15 protein-coding genes are annotated in these 19,144 nt (G+C 66.9%); 9 read left to right on the top strand and 6 right to left on the bottom strand.

The genetic code is table 11. The features are described 5' to 3' along the window. Positions 1-7 precede the first annotated feature (7 nt). Positions 8-553, bottom strand: a complete 546-nt coding sequence (locus ACREB4_RS11255) for an OmpA family protein (protein WP_431588309.1) — start codon at positions 551-553, stop codon at positions 8-10. A gap of 124 nt (positions 554-677) precedes the next feature. Continuing rightward, positions 678-926, bottom strand: a complete 249-nt coding sequence (locus ACREB4_RS11250) for a hypothetical protein (protein ID WP_431588308.1) — start codon at positions 924-926, stop codon at positions 678-680. A 174-nt stretch (positions 927-1,100) separates the two neighbouring features. Between ACREB4_RS11250 and tssK the strand changes: the two genes are divergently transcribed. The 3 genes from tssK to tssM are packed head-to-tail and all read left to right on the top strand — an operon-like array spanning position 1,101 to position 7,396. Further along, complete coding sequence (tssK, locus tag ACREB4_RS11245) at positions 1,101-2,438, top strand: type VI secretion system baseplate subunit TssK (protein ID WP_431588307.1); 1,338 nt, start codon at positions 1,101-1,103, stop codon at positions 2,436-2,438. 58 nt (positions 2,439-2,496) lie between these two features. Next, the gene (locus tag ACREB4_RS11240) at positions 2,497-3,840 is read left to right on the top strand and encodes a DotU family type VI secretion system protein (RefSeq protein WP_431588306.1); all 1,344 of its coding nucleotides are present in this window, start codon (positions 2,497-2,499) and stop codon (positions 3,838-3,840) included. Between the two features lie 16 nt (positions 3,841-3,856). Continuing rightward, positions 3,857-7,396: a type VI secretion system membrane subunit TssM gene (gene tssM / locus ACREB4_RS11235; protein WP_431588305.1), complete on the top strand. Its 3,540-nt coding sequence runs from the start codon at positions 3,857-3,859 to the stop codon at positions 7,394-7,396. On the opposite strand, the gene ACREB4_RS11230 is transcribed toward tssM, so the two are convergent. Next, on the bottom strand, positions 7,393-8,316 hold the full coding sequence (locus ACREB4_RS11230) for a LysR family transcriptional regulator (RefSeq protein WP_431588304.1): 924 nt from the start codon (positions 8,314-8,316) through the stop codon (positions 7,393-7,395). The two genes, tssM and ACREB4_RS11230, sit on opposite strands and share 4 nt — an antisense overlap. Before the next feature lie 126 nt (positions 8,317-8,442). Between ACREB4_RS11230 and ACREB4_RS11225 the strand changes: the two genes are divergently transcribed. Then, positions 8,443-9,216 carry an SDR family NAD(P)-dependent oxidoreductase gene (locus tag ACREB4_RS11225; protein WP_431588303.1) on the top strand — a complete coding sequence of 258 codons (774 nt, stop codon included), beginning with the start codon at positions 8,443-8,445 and terminating at the stop codon, positions 9,214-9,216. A gap of 57 nt (positions 9,217-9,273) precedes the next feature. Here the strand turns inward: ACREB4_RS11225 and ACREB4_RS11220 are convergent, their stop codons facing one another. Next, entirely contained in the window at positions 9,274-10,209 is a 936-nt protein-coding gene (locus ACREB4_RS11220) for a hypothetical protein (RefSeq protein ID WP_431588302.1), read from the bottom strand. Beyond that, on the bottom strand, positions 10,206-10,949 hold the full coding sequence (locus tag ACREB4_RS11215; RefSeq protein ID WP_431588301.1) for a hypothetical protein: 744 nt from the start codon (positions 10,947-10,949) through the stop codon (positions 10,206-10,208). The genes ACREB4_RS11220 and ACREB4_RS11215 overlap by 4 nt, the downstream gene beginning before the upstream one ends. Positions 10,950-11,076: 127 nt before the next feature. On the opposite strand from ACREB4_RS11215, the gene ACREB4_RS11210 reads away from it, so the two are divergent. The 5 genes from ACREB4_RS11210 (at position 11,077) to mdoH (ending at position 18,467) form a co-directional block, all read left to right on the top strand. Beyond that, positions 11,077-12,528 (top strand): sensor histidine kinase, encoded by a 1,452-nt coding sequence (locus ACREB4_RS11210; RefSeq protein WP_431588300.1) that lies wholly within the window; start codon positions 11,077-11,079, stop codon positions 12,526-12,528. Next, complete coding sequence (locus ACREB4_RS11205) at positions 12,515-13,165, top strand: hypothetical protein (protein WP_431588299.1); 651 nt, start codon at positions 12,515-12,517, stop codon at positions 13,163-13,165. The genes ACREB4_RS11210 and ACREB4_RS11205 overlap by 14 nt, the downstream gene beginning before the upstream one ends. Then, a complete protein-coding gene (locus tag ACREB4_RS11200; protein ID WP_431588298.1) occupies positions 13,162-14,526 on the top strand; it encodes a sigma 54-interacting transcriptional regulator in 1,365 nt (454 codons plus the stop codon). The genes ACREB4_RS11205 and ACREB4_RS11200 overlap by 4 nt, the downstream gene beginning before the upstream one ends. Positions 14,527-14,742: 216 nt before the next feature. Beyond that, the gene (locus tag ACREB4_RS11195; RefSeq protein WP_431588297.1) at positions 14,743-16,290 is read left to right on the top strand and encodes a glucan biosynthesis protein G; all 1,548 of its coding nucleotides are present in this window, start codon (positions 14,743-14,745) and stop codon (positions 16,288-16,290) included. Then, positions 16,263-18,467 carry a glucans biosynthesis glucosyltransferase MdoH gene (gene mdoH, locus ACREB4_RS11190; protein ID WP_431588296.1) on the top strand — a complete coding sequence of 735 codons (2,205 nt, stop codon included), beginning with the start codon at positions 16,263-16,265 and terminating at the stop codon, positions 18,465-18,467. Before ACREB4_RS11195 ends, mdoH begins: the two co-directional genes overlap by 28 nt. A gap of 20 nt (positions 18,468-18,487) precedes the next feature. Here mdoH and ACREB4_RS11185 read toward each other — a convergent pair whose 3' ends face one another. Beyond that, positions 18,488-19,060 (bottom strand): GNAT family N-acetyltransferase, encoded by a 573-nt coding sequence (locus tag ACREB4_RS11185; protein ID WP_431588295.1) that lies wholly within the window; start codon positions 19,058-19,060, stop codon positions 18,488-18,490. Positions 19,061-19,144 lie beyond the last annotated feature (84 nt).

Genomic DNA, 19,144 nt, shown 5'->3' with positions numbered 1-19,144 from the left:
CGTCAGGTCAGTTTTGTCGGCCGATCTCGACGCGGCGGTTCTCTCCCGAGAACGGGTTGCTCGCGTTTTTCAGATCCTTGGTGCCCACACCCACCGAAGCCAGCAGCGAAGCGTCCACGCCCTGTTCAACCAGGTAGGACTTGACCGCATCGGCGCGCTTTTGTGACAGCACCAGGTTGGCCTCGGCCGAGCCGGACGCATCGGCATGGCCTTCGATCTTGACCAAGCTGCCCGAGCCCTTCTTGGACTTGAGCACTTCGGCGAACACGTCCAACTGCTTTTTCAGCGAAGGCGGCACTTCGGCCGAGCCCAGCTGGAAGGACGAGGCCGGCAGGGAATAGCGCACGGCGGGCTTGAACCCCATGCACTTGAAGCCGTTGGCTTCCAGTTCCTTGCAGGCGTCTTCGGGGAACAGGCCTTCCTTGATGGCCTTGGCGTCGGGCACCTTGGTGCCGATGTCCAGCGCGCCATCGGCATGGGCGGGGGAAACCACGCCGCCGGCCAGCACGATCAGGGCGGCCACAGCGGGGACTGCGAAAGTAGCGAATTTCATGGGGCAATCTCCCGAGGTCAAACAATGGAGGCGCCCCGGACACGCCGGGGGCTCAAGCTGACATCATAGAGACTTCAGCGTGCACTGTCCGCCCTGAATCGAGGGGGACGGGCCCGGGCTGCGTCTAGTGGGTGACAGGGGTGCGGTGCAGGTGCAGGCCGCTCTGGGCGCCATGCAGGCTGCCGTCGCGACCCATGTCGAGGTGCTCACCGGTCGCCAACTTGTACTCGACGACGCCCGTGGGCTCCCATTGCACGGCCGTGTCCAGCCAAGGATAGGCTCGCGCCAGCAGTTCGTAGCCGTAGACCTTGTGCGCCCGGCCCTGGGCGTCCTGGGCCGAAAACGATTCCAGTCGGTGGAGCTTGATGTCCATGGTGTGGTCCCTCCATGAAAAGCGGCCCGGCGGGGCCGAAGTCAACCTGTGGTGATTTTGCGCCGCGCACCCCGAAACTGCACGCGATTTTTGAGGTGCTAGGGGGGTCTCCCCGCCCTGCAATGCCCCTTCCGTAACGTACAGTTCAAGATCAGCCCTACACACGATTCGGATATGACCTGGCACAACAAGGTGGTTTGGACGGAGGGCATGTTCCTCCAGCCGCAACATTTCCAGCAGCACGATCGTTACCTGGCACATCAGCTGGATGCCCGATTGGCTTCCAGTCTCGGCTACGGCTGGGGTTTCTATTCCCTGGTGCTCGACGAAGCCGCCCTGGCGCAGGGCAAGATCGCCCTCGCCTCGGCCAGCGGCGTGCTGCCCGATGGCACCGCTTTCCACATCCCTGGCCATGACGCCGCACCCGCCGCGCTCGACGTGCCGGCCGATGCCCGCAATGAACTGGTCGTGCTGGCCGTGTCGCTGGCCCGCCCGGGCGTGGCCGAATCCGACGCCGAAGATTCGGGCGGCTCCATGCCCCCGCGTTTCCGCGTGGCCGAGGTCGATGTGGCCGACACCAACGCCACCGCCGAACGCGACGCGCCCTTGCAGATCGGCCGCCTGAACCTGCGCCTGATCCTGGCGCGCGACGCCAGCGAGGGCTACACGCACCTGGGCGCCGCCCGCATCGTCGAGCGCCGCGCCGACAACCGCCTGATCCTCGACACCACCTACGTGGCGCCCACCCTGCACGCGCCCAACAACGCCATCCTGGACGGCTATGTGCGCGAGATCCACGGCATGCTGCACCAGCGCGGCGAGGCCCTGGCCGCCCGCATGGGCCAAGGCGGCCGCGGCGGCGTCGGTGAGATCGCCGACTTCCTGCTGCTGGAAACGGTGAACCGCAACGAGCCCGTTTTCGTGCACCTGCAGAAGCTGTCGGTGCTGCACCCCGAGCGCCTTTACGAAACCTGCCTGAGCCTGGCCGGCGATCTGTCCACCTTCCGCGACAAGCGCCGCCCCGCCAACCTGCCCGAGTACAAGCACGACGACCTGGCGCCCTGCTTCCGCGCCGTCATGCAAGATCTTCGCCAATCGCTGTCGATGGTGATGGAGCAGACCGCCATCCCCATCGAGCTGCAGGACCGCAAGTACGGCATCCGCGTGGCCACCATCCCCGATGTCGAACTGCAGCGCAACGCCAGCTTCGTGCTGGCCGTGGGCGCGCAGATGCCGGCCGATGCGCTGCGTGTGCGCTTTCCCACGCAGGTCAAGATCGGCACGGTCGAGCGCATCCGCGACCTGGTGAACCTGCAACTGCCGGGCGTCACCTTGCGGCCACTGCCGGTGGCCCCGCGCCAGATTCCCTACCACGCGGGCTTCAACTACTTCGAGCTGGACACGCGCGGCAACGACATGTGGAAGCAGCTGGAAACCTCGGGCGGCCTGGCCATGCACATCGCTGGCGAGTTCCCGGGCCTGGAGTTGCAGTTCTGGGCCATCCGCGGCTGACGCGGCCGCCAAGCCAATCATTCAAGCGGTCCCTTGACCTTGCGTTCCTGAGGTTGCCATGAGCGAAGAAGATCCGTTCGCCGCGTTCGAATCCGACCGCACCATCATCAAGCCCAGCGCGGGGCGCAAGCCGGGGGCGGGTGCTGCTCCCCCTGCGGCGGCCGCGCCTTCTTCTGCGCCCATTGGTGGATTGCCGCCGGGTGCCGGCTCGGTCACGCTCGACGCGCTGATGAGCGCCAGCCTGAACCCGCTGGTCTCGGCCGCCGCACCCTTGCTGAACGCCGCGCCGCGCATCCGCGCCATGGCGCAGCACCCGAATCCCGCCGGCTTGAAAGACGCGCTGGCCGATGGACTCCGCAAATTCGAGGCGCAATGCCGCCAGCGCGGCCTGCCGAATGAACAGGTGATCGCCGCGCGCTACGTGCTGTGCACGCTGCTGGACGAATCGGCCGCGAGCACGCCCTGGGGCAGCTCGGGTGCGTGGTCGGCGCAGAGCCTGCTGGTGCAGTTCCACAACGAGGCCTGGGGTGGCGAGAAGGTCTTCCAGCTGATGTCCAAGCTGGCCGAGAACATCGAGACCAACCGCGACTTGTTGGAATTGCTGTACGTGGCATTGGCCTTCGGCTTCGAAGGCCGCTACAAGGTGCAGACCGATGGCCGCGCGCAACTCGACAGCGTGCGCGTGCGCCTGGCCGACCTGTTGCGCAAGAGCCGTGGTGGCTACGACAAGACCTTGTCGCCGCACTGGCAGGGCGTGCCCGCGCAGACCACTCGGCTCAGCGATGGCCTGCCCATGTGGGTGGTCGGCGCCATCGTCGGCGTGCTGCTGATGTTCGCCTTCATCGGCCTGCGCTTCGGCATCAACAGCCAGTCGGACGCGACCTTCTCCGCACTGCAAAACCTGGACGTCAAGGCCGCGCCAGTCACCGCGCCACCACCTCCTCCGGTGGCGGCGCCGGCACCGCGCCTGGCCGGCTTCTTGAAGCCCGAGATCGAAGCGGGCCTGGTGGCCGTCACCGACCTGGCCGACCGCTCGGTGGTGGTCATCAAGGGCGATGGCTTTTTCGAGCCCGGCAGCGCCGACATCGCCGACCGCGTCAAGCCCCTGCTGGTGCGCATCGCCGATGGCTTGAACGGCGTGCCCGGCCAGGTGCTGATCACCGGCCACACCGACAACCAGCCGATCCGATCGGTGCGTTACCCCTCCAACTGGCACCTCTCGCAAGAGCGGGCCAACTCGGTCAAGGCCATGCTGGCCACCAACAAGGTCAAGCCCGAGCGCATGCGCGCCGAAGGCCGGGCCGACGCCGAACCGGTCGAGGACAACGCCACGCCCGCAGGCCGCGCCAAGAACCGCCGCGTGGAAGTCACGCTCTTCGTGCAACCCGCCGCTGCTCAATGATTTTCAGGATCGCCGCATGAAAAAGCTGCTGCAAGTGCTCTTGCACCCCCTGCTCCTGGCTGTGCTGGGACTGCTCGCGCTGTCGGCCATCGTCTGGTGGGTCGGGCCGCTGATCGCCATTGGTGAGTCACGCCCTTTTGATTCAGTGTGGGTGCGTGTGGCGATCATCGCCGTGCTGTTCCTGCTGCTGGCGGCCAAGGTGGCCTATGGCGCCTGGCAGCGCAAGCGCACGAACGCGGCGCTGGTGCAAGGCATGACGGGCGGGCCTTCGGCGTCTGACCGTGAAGTGGCCACGCTGAACGAGCGCTTCACGCAGGCCATGGGCGTGCTGCAAACCTCGCGCAAGCCTTCGCTGTTCAAGCGCAGCCAGCACCTGTACGAACTGCCCTGGTACATCTTCATTGGCGCGCCGGGCTCGGGCAAGACCACGGCCTTGATGAACGCGGGCCTGAACTTCCCGCTGGCCGAGAAGCTGGGCCAGGCTTCGGTCAAAGGCGTGGGCGGCACGCGCAATTGCGATTGGTGGTTCACCGACGAGGCCGTGTTGATCGACACCGCCGGCCGCTACACCACGCAAGAGTCCGACAGCAAAATCGACGCCGCCGCATGGGATGGCTTCCTGGCCCTGCTGAAGAAGACGCGTCCGCGCCGCCCACTGAACGGCGTCATCCTGACGGTCAACATCCAGGACCTGCTGCAACAAGGCGTGCATGAGCGGCAAGAGCACGCGGCCAAGCTGCGCGCCCGCCTGCAAGAGCTGCACGACAAGCTGGGCTTGAGTGTGCCCGTGTACGTGCTGGTCACCAAGGCCGACCTGATCGCCGGTTTCAACGAAAGCTTTGGCGAGCTGAACAAGGAAGAGCGCGATCAGGTGTGGGGCTTCAGCCTGCCCTACAACGCGGAGGCACCGCTGCAAGACAAGGACACGCCGCTGGGTGATTTCAATGGCGAGTTCACCGCGCTGGAACAGCGCCTGCGCGACCGCCTGATCGACCGCATGGACGCCGAGCGCGAGGTGCTCAAGCGCGCCGCCGTCTTCGCCTTCCCGCAAGAGTTCGCCAGCCTGAAGCCTGTGCTGTCGGATTTCCTCACGCAGGTCTTCACAGGCGGTGGCCAGTTCGAGCAACGCCCGCTGCTGCGCGGCATCTACTTCACCAGCGGCACGCAAGAAGGCACGCCCATCGACCGCGTCATGGGCACCCTGGCCCGCGCCTTTGGGGTGGAGCGCAAGGTGGCCTCGCTGTCCAGCGGCAAGGGCAAAAGCTTCTTCCTGCACCGCCTGCTGCGCGACGTGGTCTTCGCCGAGCAAGGCCTGGTCGGCGTCAACAAGAAGGAAGAACAACGCCGCACCGTGCTGCGCATCGCCGCCCTGGCCGGCATCGGCGTGCTGGCCACCGCACTGCTGGTGGGCTGGGCCGTGAGCTACAGCCGCAACAAGGCCTACATCGCACAGATCCAGGGCAAACTGCCCGAACTGCAGCAGGCCGTGAACGCCATCCCCCCTGCCAACACGGGCGACGTGACGCCACTGCCCGCCATCCTCGACCTGGTGCGCAATGCCGCCCACCCCGCCGAGTTCGACATCGCCCACCCGCCCTTGCTCAACACCTTGGGCCTGTACCAGGGCGACAAGCTGGACGCGGGCGCGCAGCAAGGCTTCAACCACCTGCTGCAGCACGCGCTGATGCCGCGCGTGGCCAAGCGCCTGGAAGAGCGACTGCGCGGCGCCAACAAGGACAACCTGGAGTTCGCCTACGAGGCGCTCAAGGCCTACCTGATGCTGTACACGCCCGACAAGTTCGACGCGGACACGCTCAAGGCCTGGATCAGCATCGACTGGGAAGTGAACCTGGCCAACAGCTTGACGCCTGAGCAGCGCGCGGCCTTGAATTCGCACCTGGACGCGGCCTTGGCGCAAGGCGCGCCACAACCCACCGTGGCCATGGACGCCAACTTGGTGGCCAGCGTGCGCGACATGCTCGTGTCATACCCATTGGAATACCGCGTCTACAGCCGCCTGAAGCGCGCGCAGACCGGCGCCGACATCCCCGAGTTCACGGTGGCCAGCGCCGCTGGGCCGAACGCCGCACAGGTGTTCGAGCGCACCAGCGGCCAGCCATTGACCAAGGGCATCCCGGGCCTGTTCACGCGCGATGGTTACCAAAAGGCCTTCCAGAAATCGGTCGAGAAAGCCACGCTGCAACTGGCCACCGAAGAAGGCTGGATCCTGGGCACCAAGACGGACCCCGCCAAGCTGCGCGACATCGCCTTGACGGGTGAGCTGCCCAAGCGCGTGCGCCGCCTGTACCTTGAGGATTACGTGAAGACCTGGGACGCCTACTTGGCCGATGTGCACCTGGTGAAGCTGACGGGCCTGGACCGCAGCATCCAGGTGGCACGCGTGGTGTCGGCCGTGGATTCGCCGCTGGCCGCCTACCTGCGCGCCGTGGCCCGCGAGACCACGCTGGTGCCCGCGCCTGCTGCGGCCGCGGGGGCCAATCCCTTGACCGATGTGGCCAATAAAGCCGAGGCCGCCCGCAAGGAACTGGCCGCGCTCAGCGGTGCGCAGCCCCTGCCCGCCGCCGACGTGGCCGCCGGCCCGATCGAGCGCATCGTCGATGACCACTTCGCCGAGATCCGCCGCCAGGTCACGGGCCAGCCCGCGCCCATCGACGAAACGATGAAGATGTTCAACGAGGTCTACGTGCAACTGTCGGCCGTGGACGCCGCCGCCAAGAGCAAGTCGCCCCCGCCGCCCGCGGGTGGCGCTGACCGCATCAAGGCCGCGGCCGGCCAGCAGCCCGAGCCCATCAAGTCGATGCTGACCGCCTTGTCGGATGCCGGCGCCTCGCAAAGCCGTGTGGCCGAACGCGCCAGCCTCAGCGACGAGATCAAGCCCATCGCCGAGTTCTGCGCGCGCGCCATCGCGGGCCGTTATCCCTTCAGCGCCAGCTCGCAAGCCAACGTCATGCCGGACGACTTCGGCCAGTTCTTCGGCCAAGGCGGCCTGATCGACGACTTCTACCAACGCAAGCTGGTCAACCTGGTCGACACGGGCACCAACCCCTGGTCGCTCAAGCCGCTGACCGATGGCACGAAGCCGCCATCACCACCGGCCCTGGCCGACTTCCAGCGCGCTGCGCGCATCAAGGACGTGTTCTTCCGCAGTGGCGGCAAGGCCCCTTCGTTCCGGGTGGACATCCGCGCGCTGGAGTTCCTGGATGGTGGCAAGGAACTGAACCTGGACATCGATGGCCAGGTCACCAAGTTCGCTGCGGGCAACACCACGCCGGTCACCGTCAACTGGCCCAGCCAGCGCGTGGCCTCGCAGATCAAGCTGTCGGCGGGTGGCGCGGGCGTGACCTTCGATGGTCCGTGGGCGCTGTTCCGCATGTTCGACCGCTTCGAGGTGCAGCCCTCGGGCCAGCCAGAACGCTTCACCGTGGTGGTGAATGTGGATGGCAAGCGGGCCAAGCTGGAAGTGACGTCGAGCAGCGCGTTCAACCCCTTCCGCTTGCGCGAGATCCAGCAGTTCAGGTGCCCGGGGGCTTTCTAAGGGGGGGACTGCACGCGAACGCTGGCCGCCAGGCTCGGCCCCAGCACCTCGCCCAACCAGGCCATGAAGGCCTGCACACGCTTGGGCAGGTGGCGCCGGTGGGCGTACAGCAGTGACACAGGCATCGGGGCTGCAGTGAACTCGGGCATCACGGCCACCAGCTTGCCTTGGGCGATCCACTCATGCATGCCCAGCGCGGGCGCCTGGATGAGCCCCAGGCCGGCCAAGCAGGCGGCCTCATAGGCATCGGCACTGTTGACCGTCACCGCACCCGGCATGTCGTGGAAGCGCACCTCGTCGCCATCCATGTATTCCCAGCCCAAAGGCGGCGAACCCAAGGTGCTTGTGTACTTGACCAGGCGGTGGCGGGCCAGATCAGCCAAGGTGCGCGGCGTGCCATGCTTTTGCAAATAGGCCGGGCTGGCACAGTTGACCAAGGGCAACTCGCCCAGCTTGCGTGCCACCAGGCCTGAATCGCGCAAAGAACCCACGCGCAGCTTGCAGTCCATGCCTTCGCGGATCAGATCGACCCGCCGGTCGGTGGTGCTCAACTCGACCTCCAAACCGGGGTGCGCCGCCAGGAACTCGGGCAAGCGGGGGATGACGACTTTGCGCGCCAGTCCGATGGGCAGGTCGATGCGCAGGCGCCCGCGCAAAGCCACCGGGGTTTGCTGGAACAGGGCCTGCAAGTCGTCCGCATCGGCCAGCAGGGACTGGCAACGCTCGAAGAACTGCTCACCATCGGGTGTCAGCCGCACGGTGCGCGTGGTGCGCTGGAACAGGCGCGTGCCCAGTTGCGACTCCAGCTGCGACACGATGGTGGACACGCGCCCCTTTTGCAGGCCGAGTTGTTCGGCCGCGCGGGTGAAGCTGGTCAGTTCGGCCACTTTGGCGAAGGTGCGGAGGGCATCGAGTTCCATGGCCGCATCATGCCGCATTGTTCTTATTTGCAAAACAGTCAGATCTGCGATGCGCACTTTATCGCCACATTGTTCTCTTCTAAAGTCCATTCATCGACGCAACGTTTTCCTTGAAAGGCCCTGATCATGAACACCACCACAAACCACACCCCCATCTCCCTGATCACTGGCGGCAGCCGTGGCCTGGGCCGCAACGCCGCCCTCAAGCTGGCCGAGCAAGGCAGCGACGTCATCCTGACTTACCGCAGCAATGCGGCGGAGGCACAAGAGGTCGTCCAGCAAATCGAAGCAGGGGGCCGCCGCGCCGTGGCCCTGCCGCTGGACGTGGGCCACAGCCAAGGCTTCAAGGCCTTCGCCGACCAGGTGAAAACCGCGCTGGCCACCACCTGGCAACGCGAGCGCTTCGACCACCTGGTGAACAACGCCGGCATCGGCATCCACGCCAGCTTCGAGGCCACGACCGAAGCGCAGTTCGACACCCTGGTCAACATCCACCTCAAGGGCCCCTTCTTCCTCACGCAGACCTTGCTGCCCCTGATCGCCGATGGCGGGCGCATCCTCAACGTGTCCAGCGGGCTGGCGCGCTTCAGCCTGCCGGGCTACGCGGCTTATGCGGTCATGAAGGGCGGCATCGAGGTGCTGAGCCGCTACCAGGCCAAGGAGCTGGGCGCGCGTGGCATCGCGGTCAACACCATCGCCCCGGGCGCGATCGAAACCGACTTTGGCGGCGGCGCGGTGCGCGACAACGCCGAGCTCAACAGCTTCGTGGCCTCGCAAACCGCCATGGGCCGGGCCGGCGTGCCGGACGACATCGGCGGTGCGGTCGCCTCGCTGCTGTCGCCCGGCAACCGCTGGCTCACCGGCCAGCGCATCGAGGTGTCGGGCGGCATGTTCCTGTGAGCGTCCGGCCAGGCCAGGGGAATGCCGGCGTCGCTGGCCGCCAAAGCGGACCTCGGTTCAACCACACTGACCGGCGTCCGGTGCGGCCGCGCTGGCCCCCCGCGCGGGCACGGACATCACCCAGCCCCGCAAGGTCCTGACGACGACCCGGCCACAGCGGTCTTCAATCACCTCGCCGCGCTCCATCTTCTCCACGCCACCTTCGGAGTAGCGCACGGTCTTGTGGGCCTTGGCCTCGGTTTTGGACCGCCCGGCATCGGCCACGCCCAGGCGCAAAGACTGCGCGAACAGGCGAACACTTTCATCCTTGAGCAGGACGCCCTGGTCGGCACCCCAGAGCGCCTGAAGGTCCGCGGCCTGCCTGGCTGGAGACACCACTCTGACGGTGTTCTGGTAGAACTCGCCCGGCGCGGCGTCGGGCTTGCGGATGCGCAGCAGGTTCTCGAGCACGATGGCTCTGCGGTCCTGGGTCATCGTGAACACCGGCATGCTGTCGATCACCCACCCCGGTCGGTCCTCGGACGCCGCGTCGATCAACTGGCGCGGCTCGCCCATCGACGCCTGGTCCAGGCCCTTCTGCATCAACTCCCGGTGGTGAAAGCTTTGCAAGATGTCCTGGTAGGGCGCCAACACCTGGTCTGCCTGCTTTTGCAGCTTGGTGAGTTCGGCGGACTTCACGGATTCCATGATGACGCCGTGCGTGACGATCGCCGCCAAAAAACCCGCGACGCCCAGGCCTGGATAGACCATGGCCCCTGCGTCCCCGCCCGCGCGGTCGAGGCTCGACACCCCATGGAAGGTGACCTGGTCGGTTTTGGGCAAACGCAAGGCCCAGGGGATCACCGGAACCAGGACCGGCGCCGCGGCGGGCTGAACCACCATTTCGGCCGAAGGGCTGCCCACCGGTGGCGGCACCTCCAGGGTTTCGGCCTGCGCGCCCGCCCCCCAAGCCACCATGGCCATGGCCAGGCCGGACCACTTCAGCGCGTTCACTTCGCGGCCACAGGCACGGGGGCCACAGGCACCTCGGCGGCCTTCAAGGCGTCGCTCAAGGGGTTGAGGAACTGGTCCTTGCCAAGCTCAAGCACCTGGAAGTAGGCGTTGGTGAGTCCGGGGAAGGCGGTCGGCTCGTCCCACTCTCCGCTCGCGGCGCGCGTCACGTTCACTTCGCGGTACCACTCGTAGGCATTGGTCTTCAGGTTGACCAGGTAGCCTCGGCCACGCAACAAGGCCTTGGGGGCGCCCACGGGGATGTAGGACGAGTAATTGCGCGTGAAGCCCACGGTGTCGATGGTGAAGACCACCAGCTTGTCCACCGAGTATTTTCGCGACAGGGCCGAAAAGTCCTTGCGGGCGATGTCGGGACCGGTGGCGCTGCTGCTCGACAGCGCATCCAGGTCCAGGTTGTCGCCGATCACGACCGCGTCCACGCCCTTCTGGCGCAGCAGGTCGACGGCCTGGTTCTTCAAGGTGGGCAGGTCTTCGTGCGTGAGGGTCTTGGTGTGCGACGTCAGCGACGAATTCATCATCTCGGCGCCAGCCAGGCACAGCAGGCAATCGGCACCTGGGAAGAAAGTGTTGACCTTGGGCAAGGCAGACATGACCACGCCAACGCGGCCGCTTTGGGGGCTCAGGGCCGCAGGCGCCAGGGCCACGGGTTTTTGAGGGGGCGATGCACAACCCGCCAGCACCAGAACAACCACGGCCAAAGCCGATGCGAATCGAACGTTCATTGAAAACACTCCCTGACCACAGATACAAGATGAAACAACCTTGCCATTCTGCTATAGGCCCCCCTGCTCGACGACCACCCAGCCAAGGGGTTCGCCACCCAGGGTTTCCAAGCACCCCTTACAGTCCATGGCTCGACCACGACGCCACGGGCGCATGTTCACTTTCTACCGAGCTTCCTTTCGCCAATTGCTGCTGGCCGCCTTCCTGCTGATCGCCGGCCTGCTGGCGGCCGCCTCGCTGGGCGGCCTGTTCACGCTGGAACGCCTGATGGTGCAGAGCCGCTCGGCGGCCGAACGCGCCGTGCAGCTCACGGCCGGTGCCCAGCACCTGGCCGAGCGCAGCGTGGCCATGGAACGCGCTGCCCGCCAGTACATGGTGCTGGACGACCCCGTGCTGTTGCGCCGTTTCGAGGACGCCAGCAAGGACGCCAACCGCGTGCTCGAAGAACTGCTGACCCAGCAACTGCCGCCCGCCCTGGTCACGCGCTGGCGCGGCCAGCATGCCGTCATCACCGACCAGTTCAACGGCCCCAAGGCCACCGCCCACCAGCGCGAACTCGACCTGGCGGCGCAGTTCCGCGAACTGGACCTGACCAACGCCGCCATCGCCGAGCAGGTGCGCAAAGACAGCGAGCAACGCAACCACCGCCTGCAAGACGAACTGGAAGCCGGGCGCGCAGCCCTGGCCCGCCAGGTGCTGATCGCCATCGCCCTGGCCGTGCTGATGGCGCTGGGCTTTGGGGTCTGGCTGGCCCGGCCTTTCAAACGCCTGGAGCGCGCTGTCGTCGGGCTGGGCGAAAACCGCCTCGACCAGCCCGTCAGCATCCAGGGCCCGAGTGACGTGCGCTCGCTGGGCCAGCGCCTGGAATGGCTGCGCCTGCGCCTGCGCGAGCTGGACGACGACAAGTCGCGCTTCCTGCGGCATGTGTCCCATGAATTGAAAACGCCCTTGGCCGCCCTGCGCGAAGGCGTGGCGCTGCTCGAAGACGGCGTGGCCGGCGAACTGAGCGCCGACCAGCGCGAGATCGCCAAGATCCTGGGCCACAACACCGCGGCCTTGCAAAGCCAGATCGAGGACCTGCTGCGCTTCAATGCCGCCGCCTTCGATGCACGGCGCCTGAGTCGGCGCAAGACCGACCTGGCCCAGCTGATCCACGGCCTGGTCGATGCCCAGCGCCTGCAATGGCAGGCACGTCAGCTGCGCGTCGACATCGACGGCGGCCCCTTGCAGGTCGAGGTCGACCCCGAGAAATTGGCCACTGCTTTGGGCAACCTTTTGTCCAACGCCATACGCTTCAGCCCCCTCGGCGCTACCATCCGGTTCTCTCTGACCCGGTCACCCGGCGTGGCCCGAATCGACATCGTGGACCAAGGCTCCGGTGTTGCCGACAGCGACAGCGCCCGGGTGTTCGAACCTTTTTACCGCGGAGAACGCCAGCCCGAAGGCGCCGTGCGCGGGACCGGCATCGGCCTGTCCATCGTGCGCGAATATGTCGAGGCGCATGGCGGCCGCGTGGACCTGCTGCCCGAAGGACCGGGCGCCCATTTTCGAATCGAGCTTCCGAATGCCCTCACCTGATCGCCTGCCCAGCTTGACCCGCTCACGACAGCGTTGCCTGGCCGCGTGTCTGGCATTGGCCCTCGGCGCCGTGGGCTGCACGGCGGTCAAGCCACCGCCCGCGCCCCAGGTCGCCGAACCGCCGCCCGCCCCCGAGATCGTCTATGTGCCCACGCTGGAAGCGGTCGACAGGGCCGCCCGGCACCTGCTGGCCTACCAGGAGACCCTGTCGCGCCTGCCCACCGCCGACCTGTCGCGCGAACTCGGCCGCCTGGGCGATGGCGCCAGCTCCATCCAGGCCACCATGGACCTGGCGCTGGTGCTGGGCCTGACCCGCGCCCCTGGCGACCTGGCCAAGGCCCAGAGCCTGCTGGACCAGGTGCTGGGCAACCCTTCGACCGAAGCCCAGGCCTGGCACGGCCTGGCCCGCCTGCTGGCCGCCCGCTATGCCGACCAGCGCCGTGCCGAGGACCAGATCGAACGCGTCAACCAGCAATTGCGCGATGCGCAGCGCGACAACCAGCGCAAGCTCGACCAGATCAACGAAAAGCTGGAGGCGCTGAAGTCCATCGAGCGCAGCCTGAACAGCCGCAACAACGCCGGCCCCGGTCCGGCCGCGCCCCAGGCCTCGTCCGCCAAACCCGCGGCCAAGCCATGAGCGCCCACGTCCTGCTGGTCGACGACGATGCCGACATCCTGCGCCTGCTGTCCATGCGGCTGACCGCAGCCGGTTACCGCGTCACCGCCGTCGAATCGGCCGAAGAGGCCCTGTCGCAACTGGCGATGGAGCGGCCGCAGTTGGTGCTGAGCGATGTGCAACTGCCCGGCAAGGATGGCCTGGCCCTGTTCGACGCCATCCGCGCCAAGCACCCGTCGCTGCCGGTGATTTTGCTGACAGCGCACGGCACCATCCCCGACGCGGTCGAGGCCACCTCGCGCGGGGTCTACACCTACCTGACCAAGCCCTTCGATGGCAAGGCACTGCTGGAGACCATCGGCCAGGCGCTGGCCCTGGGCTCGGCGGGCGACGCCGGCAAGAGCAACGCTGCCAACGAAGCCTGGCGCGAAGACATCGTCAGCCGGTCCAACGTGATGGCCGAGCTGCTGGCCGAGGCCAAGCTGGTGGCGGGCTCGGACGCCAGCGTGTTGATCCGCGGCGAAAGCGGCAGCGGCAAAGAGGTGCTGGCCCAGGCCATCCACCGCGCCAGCCCGCGTGCTTCACACCCATTCGTGGCCGTCAACTGCGGCGCCATCCCCGAGAGCCTGCTCGAATCGGAATTGTTCGGGCACATCAAGGGCGCGTTCACCGGGGCGGTGGCCAACCATGCCGGCCTGTTCCAGGCGGCCAATGGCGGCACCTTGTTCCTGGACGAAATCGGCGACATGCCCGTGGCGCTGCAAGTCAAGCTGCTGCGCGTGCTGCAGGAGCGCGTGGTTCGGCCCGTGGGGGCCAGCCAGGCCATCCCGATCGACGTGCGCATCATGTCGGCCACCCACCGCGACCTCGACGCCGCCATGGCCGAAGGCGAGTTCCGCGAAGACCTGTACTACCGCCTCAATGTGGTGTCGCTGAGCCTGCCGACCCTGGCCGAGCGCCGCGAAGACATCCCCCTGCTGGCCAACCACTTCCTGGCCAAGCTGGCGGCCAAGTACAACAAGCGCGTCAACGGTTTCGCGCCGGATGCCGTCAAGGCCCTGGCCACCGCGCCCTGGCCGGGCAATGTGCGCCAGTTGCACAACGTGGTCGAACAGGTCAGCGCGCTGGCCACCACGCCGCTGATTCCCCTGGCGCTGGTGCAGCGGGCTTTGCGCGTGCCGAGCGCCGAGGTTCTGACCTTCACCGAGGCGCGCCTGCGCTTCGAGCGCGAGTATCTGGTCGACCTGCTCAAGCTGACCGACGGCAGCGTGGCCGACGCCGCGCGCCTGGCCGGCCGCAACCGCACCGAGTTCTACCGCCTGCTGCAAAAGCATGGCTTGACCCCGGGCGTGTTCCGCGCCGATGGGCCAGTCGCTGATTAGCGACAAGACTTTTCCTTTCTGAATCAACAACTTGGCAGGCCTTACCGACTGCCGAGTCGGGTTTGCCCGACGCTTTTTGCGCTGCATTGCGGCATTTGCCGACAAATTGACTGAATGCACAGCGTAAGTGATTGATTTACATGGAATTTATGGCGTGGCACACACATTGCGATAGGAAGGTCAATCCGACTTTCTTTCTCCGCTTTGAGCCACGCCATGACCACCGCCAAACCCCGCACCGCCACCTGGACAGTCCATGCGCTGTTCAGTGGCCTGTTGGTGGGCGCGGCGCTGCTGGCCTTCGCGGGCCAGGCCAAGGCCTTCGGTTTCAAGGACGTGGCAGCGCAGGCCCAAAAACTGGCAGAGCAACCTCACCAGCCTCACCCATCGACCCTGCCGGATGAGCTGAAGGCCCTCAGCTACGACCAGTCACGCGACATCCGATTCAAGCCCGAACGCGCCCTGTGGCGCCAGGACAAGCTGCCCTTCGAGCTGATGTTCTTCCACCTCGGCCGGCTGCAGAACGAGCCCGTGCTGATCAACGAGATCACGCCCGACGGCAAGGCGCGCCACATCGCCTTCAACCGCGACGATTTCGACTACGGCAAGAACAAGCTGTCGCCGCAGACCTGGGGCGATGTCGGCTACGCGGGCTTCCGCGTGCACTACCCGGTGAACACGGCCAACTACAAGGACGAGGTCATCGTCTTTTTGGGCGCCAGCTACTTCCGCGCGATCGGCGCCCAGCAGCACTACGGCCTGTCGGCGCGCGGCCTGGCCATCGACACCGTGGGCGGCCAGAAAGAAGAGTTCCCGCGCTTTTCGGAGTTCTGGATCGAAAAGCCCAAGGCCAATGCCAAGTCGCTGGTGGTTTACGCGCTGATGGAATCGCCCCGCGCGACCGGCGCCTACCGCTTCGAGGTCAAGCCCGGCGCGGACACGGTCACCGACGTGCAGTCGCAGCTCTACCTGCGCGGCCCGGTGGCCACGCTGGGCCTGGTGCCGCTGACCAGCATGTTCTTCTCGGGCGAGAACCAGCCCCGCCCCGGCGACATCCGCCCCGAGGTGCACGACTCCGACGGCCTGATGGTGGCCACGGGCGACGGGGAATGGCTGTGGCGCCCCTTGGGCAACCCCAAGCGCACGCTGGCGACCTCGTTCGCGATGACGTCGCTGCGCGGTTTCGGCCTGATGCAGCGTGACCGCAATTTCGCCAGCTACGAAGACGCCGAGGCCCGCTACGACCGCCGCCCCAGCGCCTGGATCACGCCGCAAGGCCACTGGGGCCCGGGCCGCGTCGAGCTGGTGCAGCTGAACACGCCCGATGAGACCAACGACAACATCGTCGCCTACTGGGTGCCCGAGAAGCTGCCCGCGCCCGGCCAACCCTTGAACCTGAACTACCAGATGCGCTGGCAGAGCGAGCAACAGCAGCGCCCGCCCACCGCCTGGGTGACGCAAACGCGCGTGGGCCGCGGCCTGAACGAGCTGGCCGCCAACGAGCAGCAGTACTTCATCGACTTCGCAGGGCCAGCGCTCGACAAGCTTCCCGCCAACGCGGTGCTCAAGGCCAGCGTGAGCAGTGATGCCAACGGCGAAATCGTCGAACGCAATGTGTACCGCAATGGCGGCAGCCGCACCTGGCGCCTGACCTTGCGCATCAAGCAGATCAAAGAGTCGCAGCCCGTTGAGCTGCGCGCCTTCCTCCAACACGGCAACGACACAGTGAGTGAAACATGGACCAACGTCATCCCTCCCCAATGAGCAGTGCGTCCCGGTCAGCCAAGGCCGCGAGCGCCTTCGGGCCCAGCATGCCCCCGCATGCGCGGGGTTCGATGGTGCCCAGGCCCTGGCGCGGTTTCACGCGCGGGCTGGTCGATGCCGTCCGGGGCCGTGCCCATGGGCATGACACCAGCGCCAACACCGGCATCGCCGTCGCCGCCTGGGAACAGGCCGCGCGCGCCCGCCGCCGCGTGCTGCTGGCCTTGATCGTGTTGAGCACGGCCCTGTCGACCACCGTGCTGGCCTGGTCGCAACCCACCTACGAGCACCCCGCGCTGCAATGGGCGCAGATCGGCTTGTTCTCGCTCTTGTTCGCCTGGGTGTCGGCGGGCTGCATCACCGCCGTGATGGGCTTCTGGGTGCTGGTCAAGGGCGACAAGCACGCCTTGTCGAAGAACACCGCGAGCAATCGGCCACTGAGCCCCAGCGCCCGCACCGCCGTCATCATGCCCATCTGCAATGAAGACGTGAGCACCGTGTTCGCCGGCCTGCGCGCCACCTGCGAATCATTGGCCACCACGGGCGCCGACCGCCTGTTCGACGTCTTCATCCTGTCGGACAGCAGCGACCCCGCCGTGCGCGCCGCCGAACTGGCCGCGTGGTCCGAATTGCGCGCCAGCCAAGGCAGCGACCGCATCTTCTACCGCTGGCGCCAACGCCGCACCCAACGCAAGGCCGGCAATGTGGCCGACTTCTGCCGCCGCTGGGGCAAGAGCTACCGCTACATGGTCGTGCTCGATGCCGACAGCGTGATGAGCGGCGATTGCCTGGTGACCCTGGTGCGCTTGATGGAGACCCACCCCACCGCCGGCATCCTGCAGACCGCCCCACAAGGCGTGGGCCTGAACACCGTGCATGCGCGTGGTCAGCAGTTCTCGTCCCGCGTGACGGGCCGCCTCTTCACCGCGGGCATGCAGTACTGGCAATTGGGCGAGGCCCACTACTGGGGCCACAACGCCATCATCCGCGTCGAGCCTTTCATGAAGCATTGCGCGCTGGCCCCGCTTGAAGGCCAGGGCGGCCTGAGCGGCGAGATCATGTCGCACGACTTCGTCGAAGCCGCGCTGATGCGCCGCGCCGGCTACCACGTCTGGCTGGTGCCCGACCTGGTCGGCAGCTACGAACAACAACCGCCCCACATCCTGGCCGAGCTGCAACGCGATCGCCGCTGGTGCCAGGGCAATCTGCAGAACGCCCGCCTGATCACCGAGCCCGGCCTGCACGCCGTGCACCGCGGCATGCTGGTGACCGGTGCCATGGCCTACCTGTCGGCTCCGCTGTGGCTGGTCTACGTGGCGCTGGGCGCGATGCTGTGGCTGGTGGGCGGCAACGTCTTCTTCACGCCGGACGGCAACCTGACCCTGGGCGTGATGAGCCTGTGGGCCGGCACCATCGCGATGCTGGTGTTGCCGCGCCTGCTGGGCGTGGTGGCCTTGGTCATGAAGGACGAACAGCGCTTCTATGGCGGCACGGGCAAGCTGGTCAAGAGCGCCTTCATCGAGTTCGGCCTGTCGGCCATGCAGGCCCCGCTGCGCATGGTGGCGCACACGATCTTCGTGGTCGCCGCACTGACCGGTCTGAAGCTGGAATGGAAGTCGCCCCCGCGTGAAGCCACCGACGTGAGTTGGCAAGAGGCCCGCCAAAGCTTTGCCAAAGCTGGCATGAGCGTGCTGGGCGTGGCCGCCGTGCTGGCCCTGGTCCACCCACCCGCCCTGCTGTGGCTGCTGCCCGTCGGCATCCCCTTGCTGCTGGCCATCCCCTTCACCGTGTTGACCAGCCGCACCGCTTTGGGCGAGAAGGTTCGCCAGTCCGAACTGCTGTTGGTGCCTGAGGAGTCTTGGACCCCCTCGGTGCTGCGCCGCGCCTGGAACTACGCGCAACAACCTGCCCAACCACTGGGCTGGACCGAGGTGCTCGAGAACCCCCGCCTGTGCGCGGTGGTGAGCGGGGCCATGGGTTCGCGCCGCACCTCGCAAGGCCTGCGCGGCCATGCCCGCCGCGAGCGCATCGAACAACTGGCGACCCAGGGCACCAAGCCCACGCCGGCCGAAGTCATGCGCTTCTTGAGCGAGCCGGGCAGCCTGCAGCAACTGCGCGCGGCGGTGCTGTTCCCACGCGCGGGCGCTGAATCACGCCTGTCGTCTTCCTCGCACGCTTGATCCGACGCGGGCCGGCCTCTTCAGCGGGGCCGGCGCAGCATCGGGAAAATAGGCGGCGAACTGCCCACCTGGAGCCGCGCCAGCACCTCGAAACCATGCCGCTCGTACAGCGGCACATTGCGTGGGTTGGTCGACTCCAGGTAAGCCAGTTGGCCATCGCGGTCGCACGCCGCCAAGGCGTGTTTCATCAATGCCGCACCGTGGCCCTGGTTCTGCCGAGACGGGTCCACCCCGATCAGGGGCAGGTACCAATGCGGCTCCTTGGGGTGGTGCAATCCCATCTGTTCCAGCAGCGGGAAGACATCGTTCTCAGCCTGCGCAGACACCGTGCTTTCAACGATGTCCGTCACCGCTTCGTCGTCCATGTCGGCGCCCGGCGGCAACCACAGCGCGGCACCGGCAAAGCCTGGCGCGACGTGGGCACTGCCCAAGGCAAACGCCCGCCCGCCAAACGCCTTGACGAAGGGCGGGAAGTTCCGCAAGTAGTGCTGGGGATCGGGCCAGGTCCAGCGCACAGCCGGGTCCGTGCTGAAGGCGAGCACGAGGGCGCTGATGACGGCGGCTTCGTCCGAGGCCGTGGCGGTTCTGATCATGGTGACGGGCTTCCCTGATGAAGGCGGGGCCATCGGGAGGGCCCGGGCGCCACCTTAGCCGACTTTGGGACACTGCAGAACCCG

This window comes from Aquabacterium sp. (assembly GCF_050725395.1).
Taxonomy (GTDB): Bacteria; Pseudomonadota; Gammaproteobacteria; order Burkholderiales; family Burkholderiaceae_C; genus Aquabacterium.
Note: the sequence above shows the minus strand (reverse complement) of the source record. Positions and strands in the feature narration are given on the sequence as shown.

Bases quoted from the DNA above. Each gene is read 5' to 3' on its own strand.
- ACREB4_RS11210 (WP_431588300.1), top strand. From the start codon at position 11,077: ATGGCTCGACCACGACGCCACGGGCGCATGTTCACTTTCTACCGAGCT.
- ACREB4_RS11200 (WP_431588298.1), top strand. From the start codon at position 13,162: ATGAGCGCCCACGTCCTGCTGGTCGACGACGATGCCGACATCCTGCGC.
- ACREB4_RS11195 (WP_431588297.1), top strand. From the start codon at position 14,743: ATGACCACCGCCAAACCCCGCACCGCCACCTGGACAGTCCATGCGCTG.
- ACREB4_RS11225 (WP_431588303.1), top strand. From the start codon at position 8,443: ATGAACACCACCACAAACCACACCCCCATCTCCCTGATCACTGGCGGC.
- ACREB4_RS11215 (WP_431588301.1), bottom strand. From the start codon at position 10,949: ATGAACGTTCGATTCGCATCGGCTTTGGCCGTGGTTGTTCTGGTGCTG.
- mdoH (WP_431588296.1), top strand. From the start codon at position 16,263: ATGGACCAACGTCATCCCTCCCCAATGAGCAGTGCGTCCCGGTCAGCC.
- ACREB4_RS11205 (WP_431588299.1), top strand. From the start codon at position 12,515: ATGCCCTCACCTGATCGCCTGCCCAGCTTGACCCGCTCACGACAGCGT.
- tssK (WP_431588307.1), top strand. From the start codon at position 1,101: ATGACCTGGCACAACAAGGTGGTTTGGACGGAGGGCATGTTCCTCCAG.
- ACREB4_RS11255 (WP_431588309.1), bottom strand. From the start codon at position 553: ATGAAATTCGCTACTTTCGCAGTCCCCGCTGTGGCCGCCCTGATCGTG.
- tssM (WP_431588305.1), top strand. From the start codon at position 3,857: ATGAAAAAGCTGCTGCAAGTGCTCTTGCACCCCCTGCTCCTGGCTGTG.
- ACREB4_RS11230 (WP_431588304.1), bottom strand. From the start codon at position 8,316: ATGGAACTCGATGCCCTCCGCACCTTCGCCAAAGTGGCCGAACTGACC.
- ACREB4_RS11185 (WP_431588295.1), bottom strand. From the start codon at position 19,060: ATGATCAGAACCGCCACGGCCTCGGACGAAGCCGCCGTCATCAGCGCC.
- ACREB4_RS11250 (WP_431588308.1), bottom strand. From the start codon at position 926: ATGGACATCAAGCTCCACCGACTGGAATCGTTTTCGGCCCAGGACGCC.
- ACREB4_RS11240 (WP_431588306.1), top strand. From the start codon at position 2,497: ATGAGCGAAGAAGATCCGTTCGCCGCGTTCGAATCCGACCGCACCATC.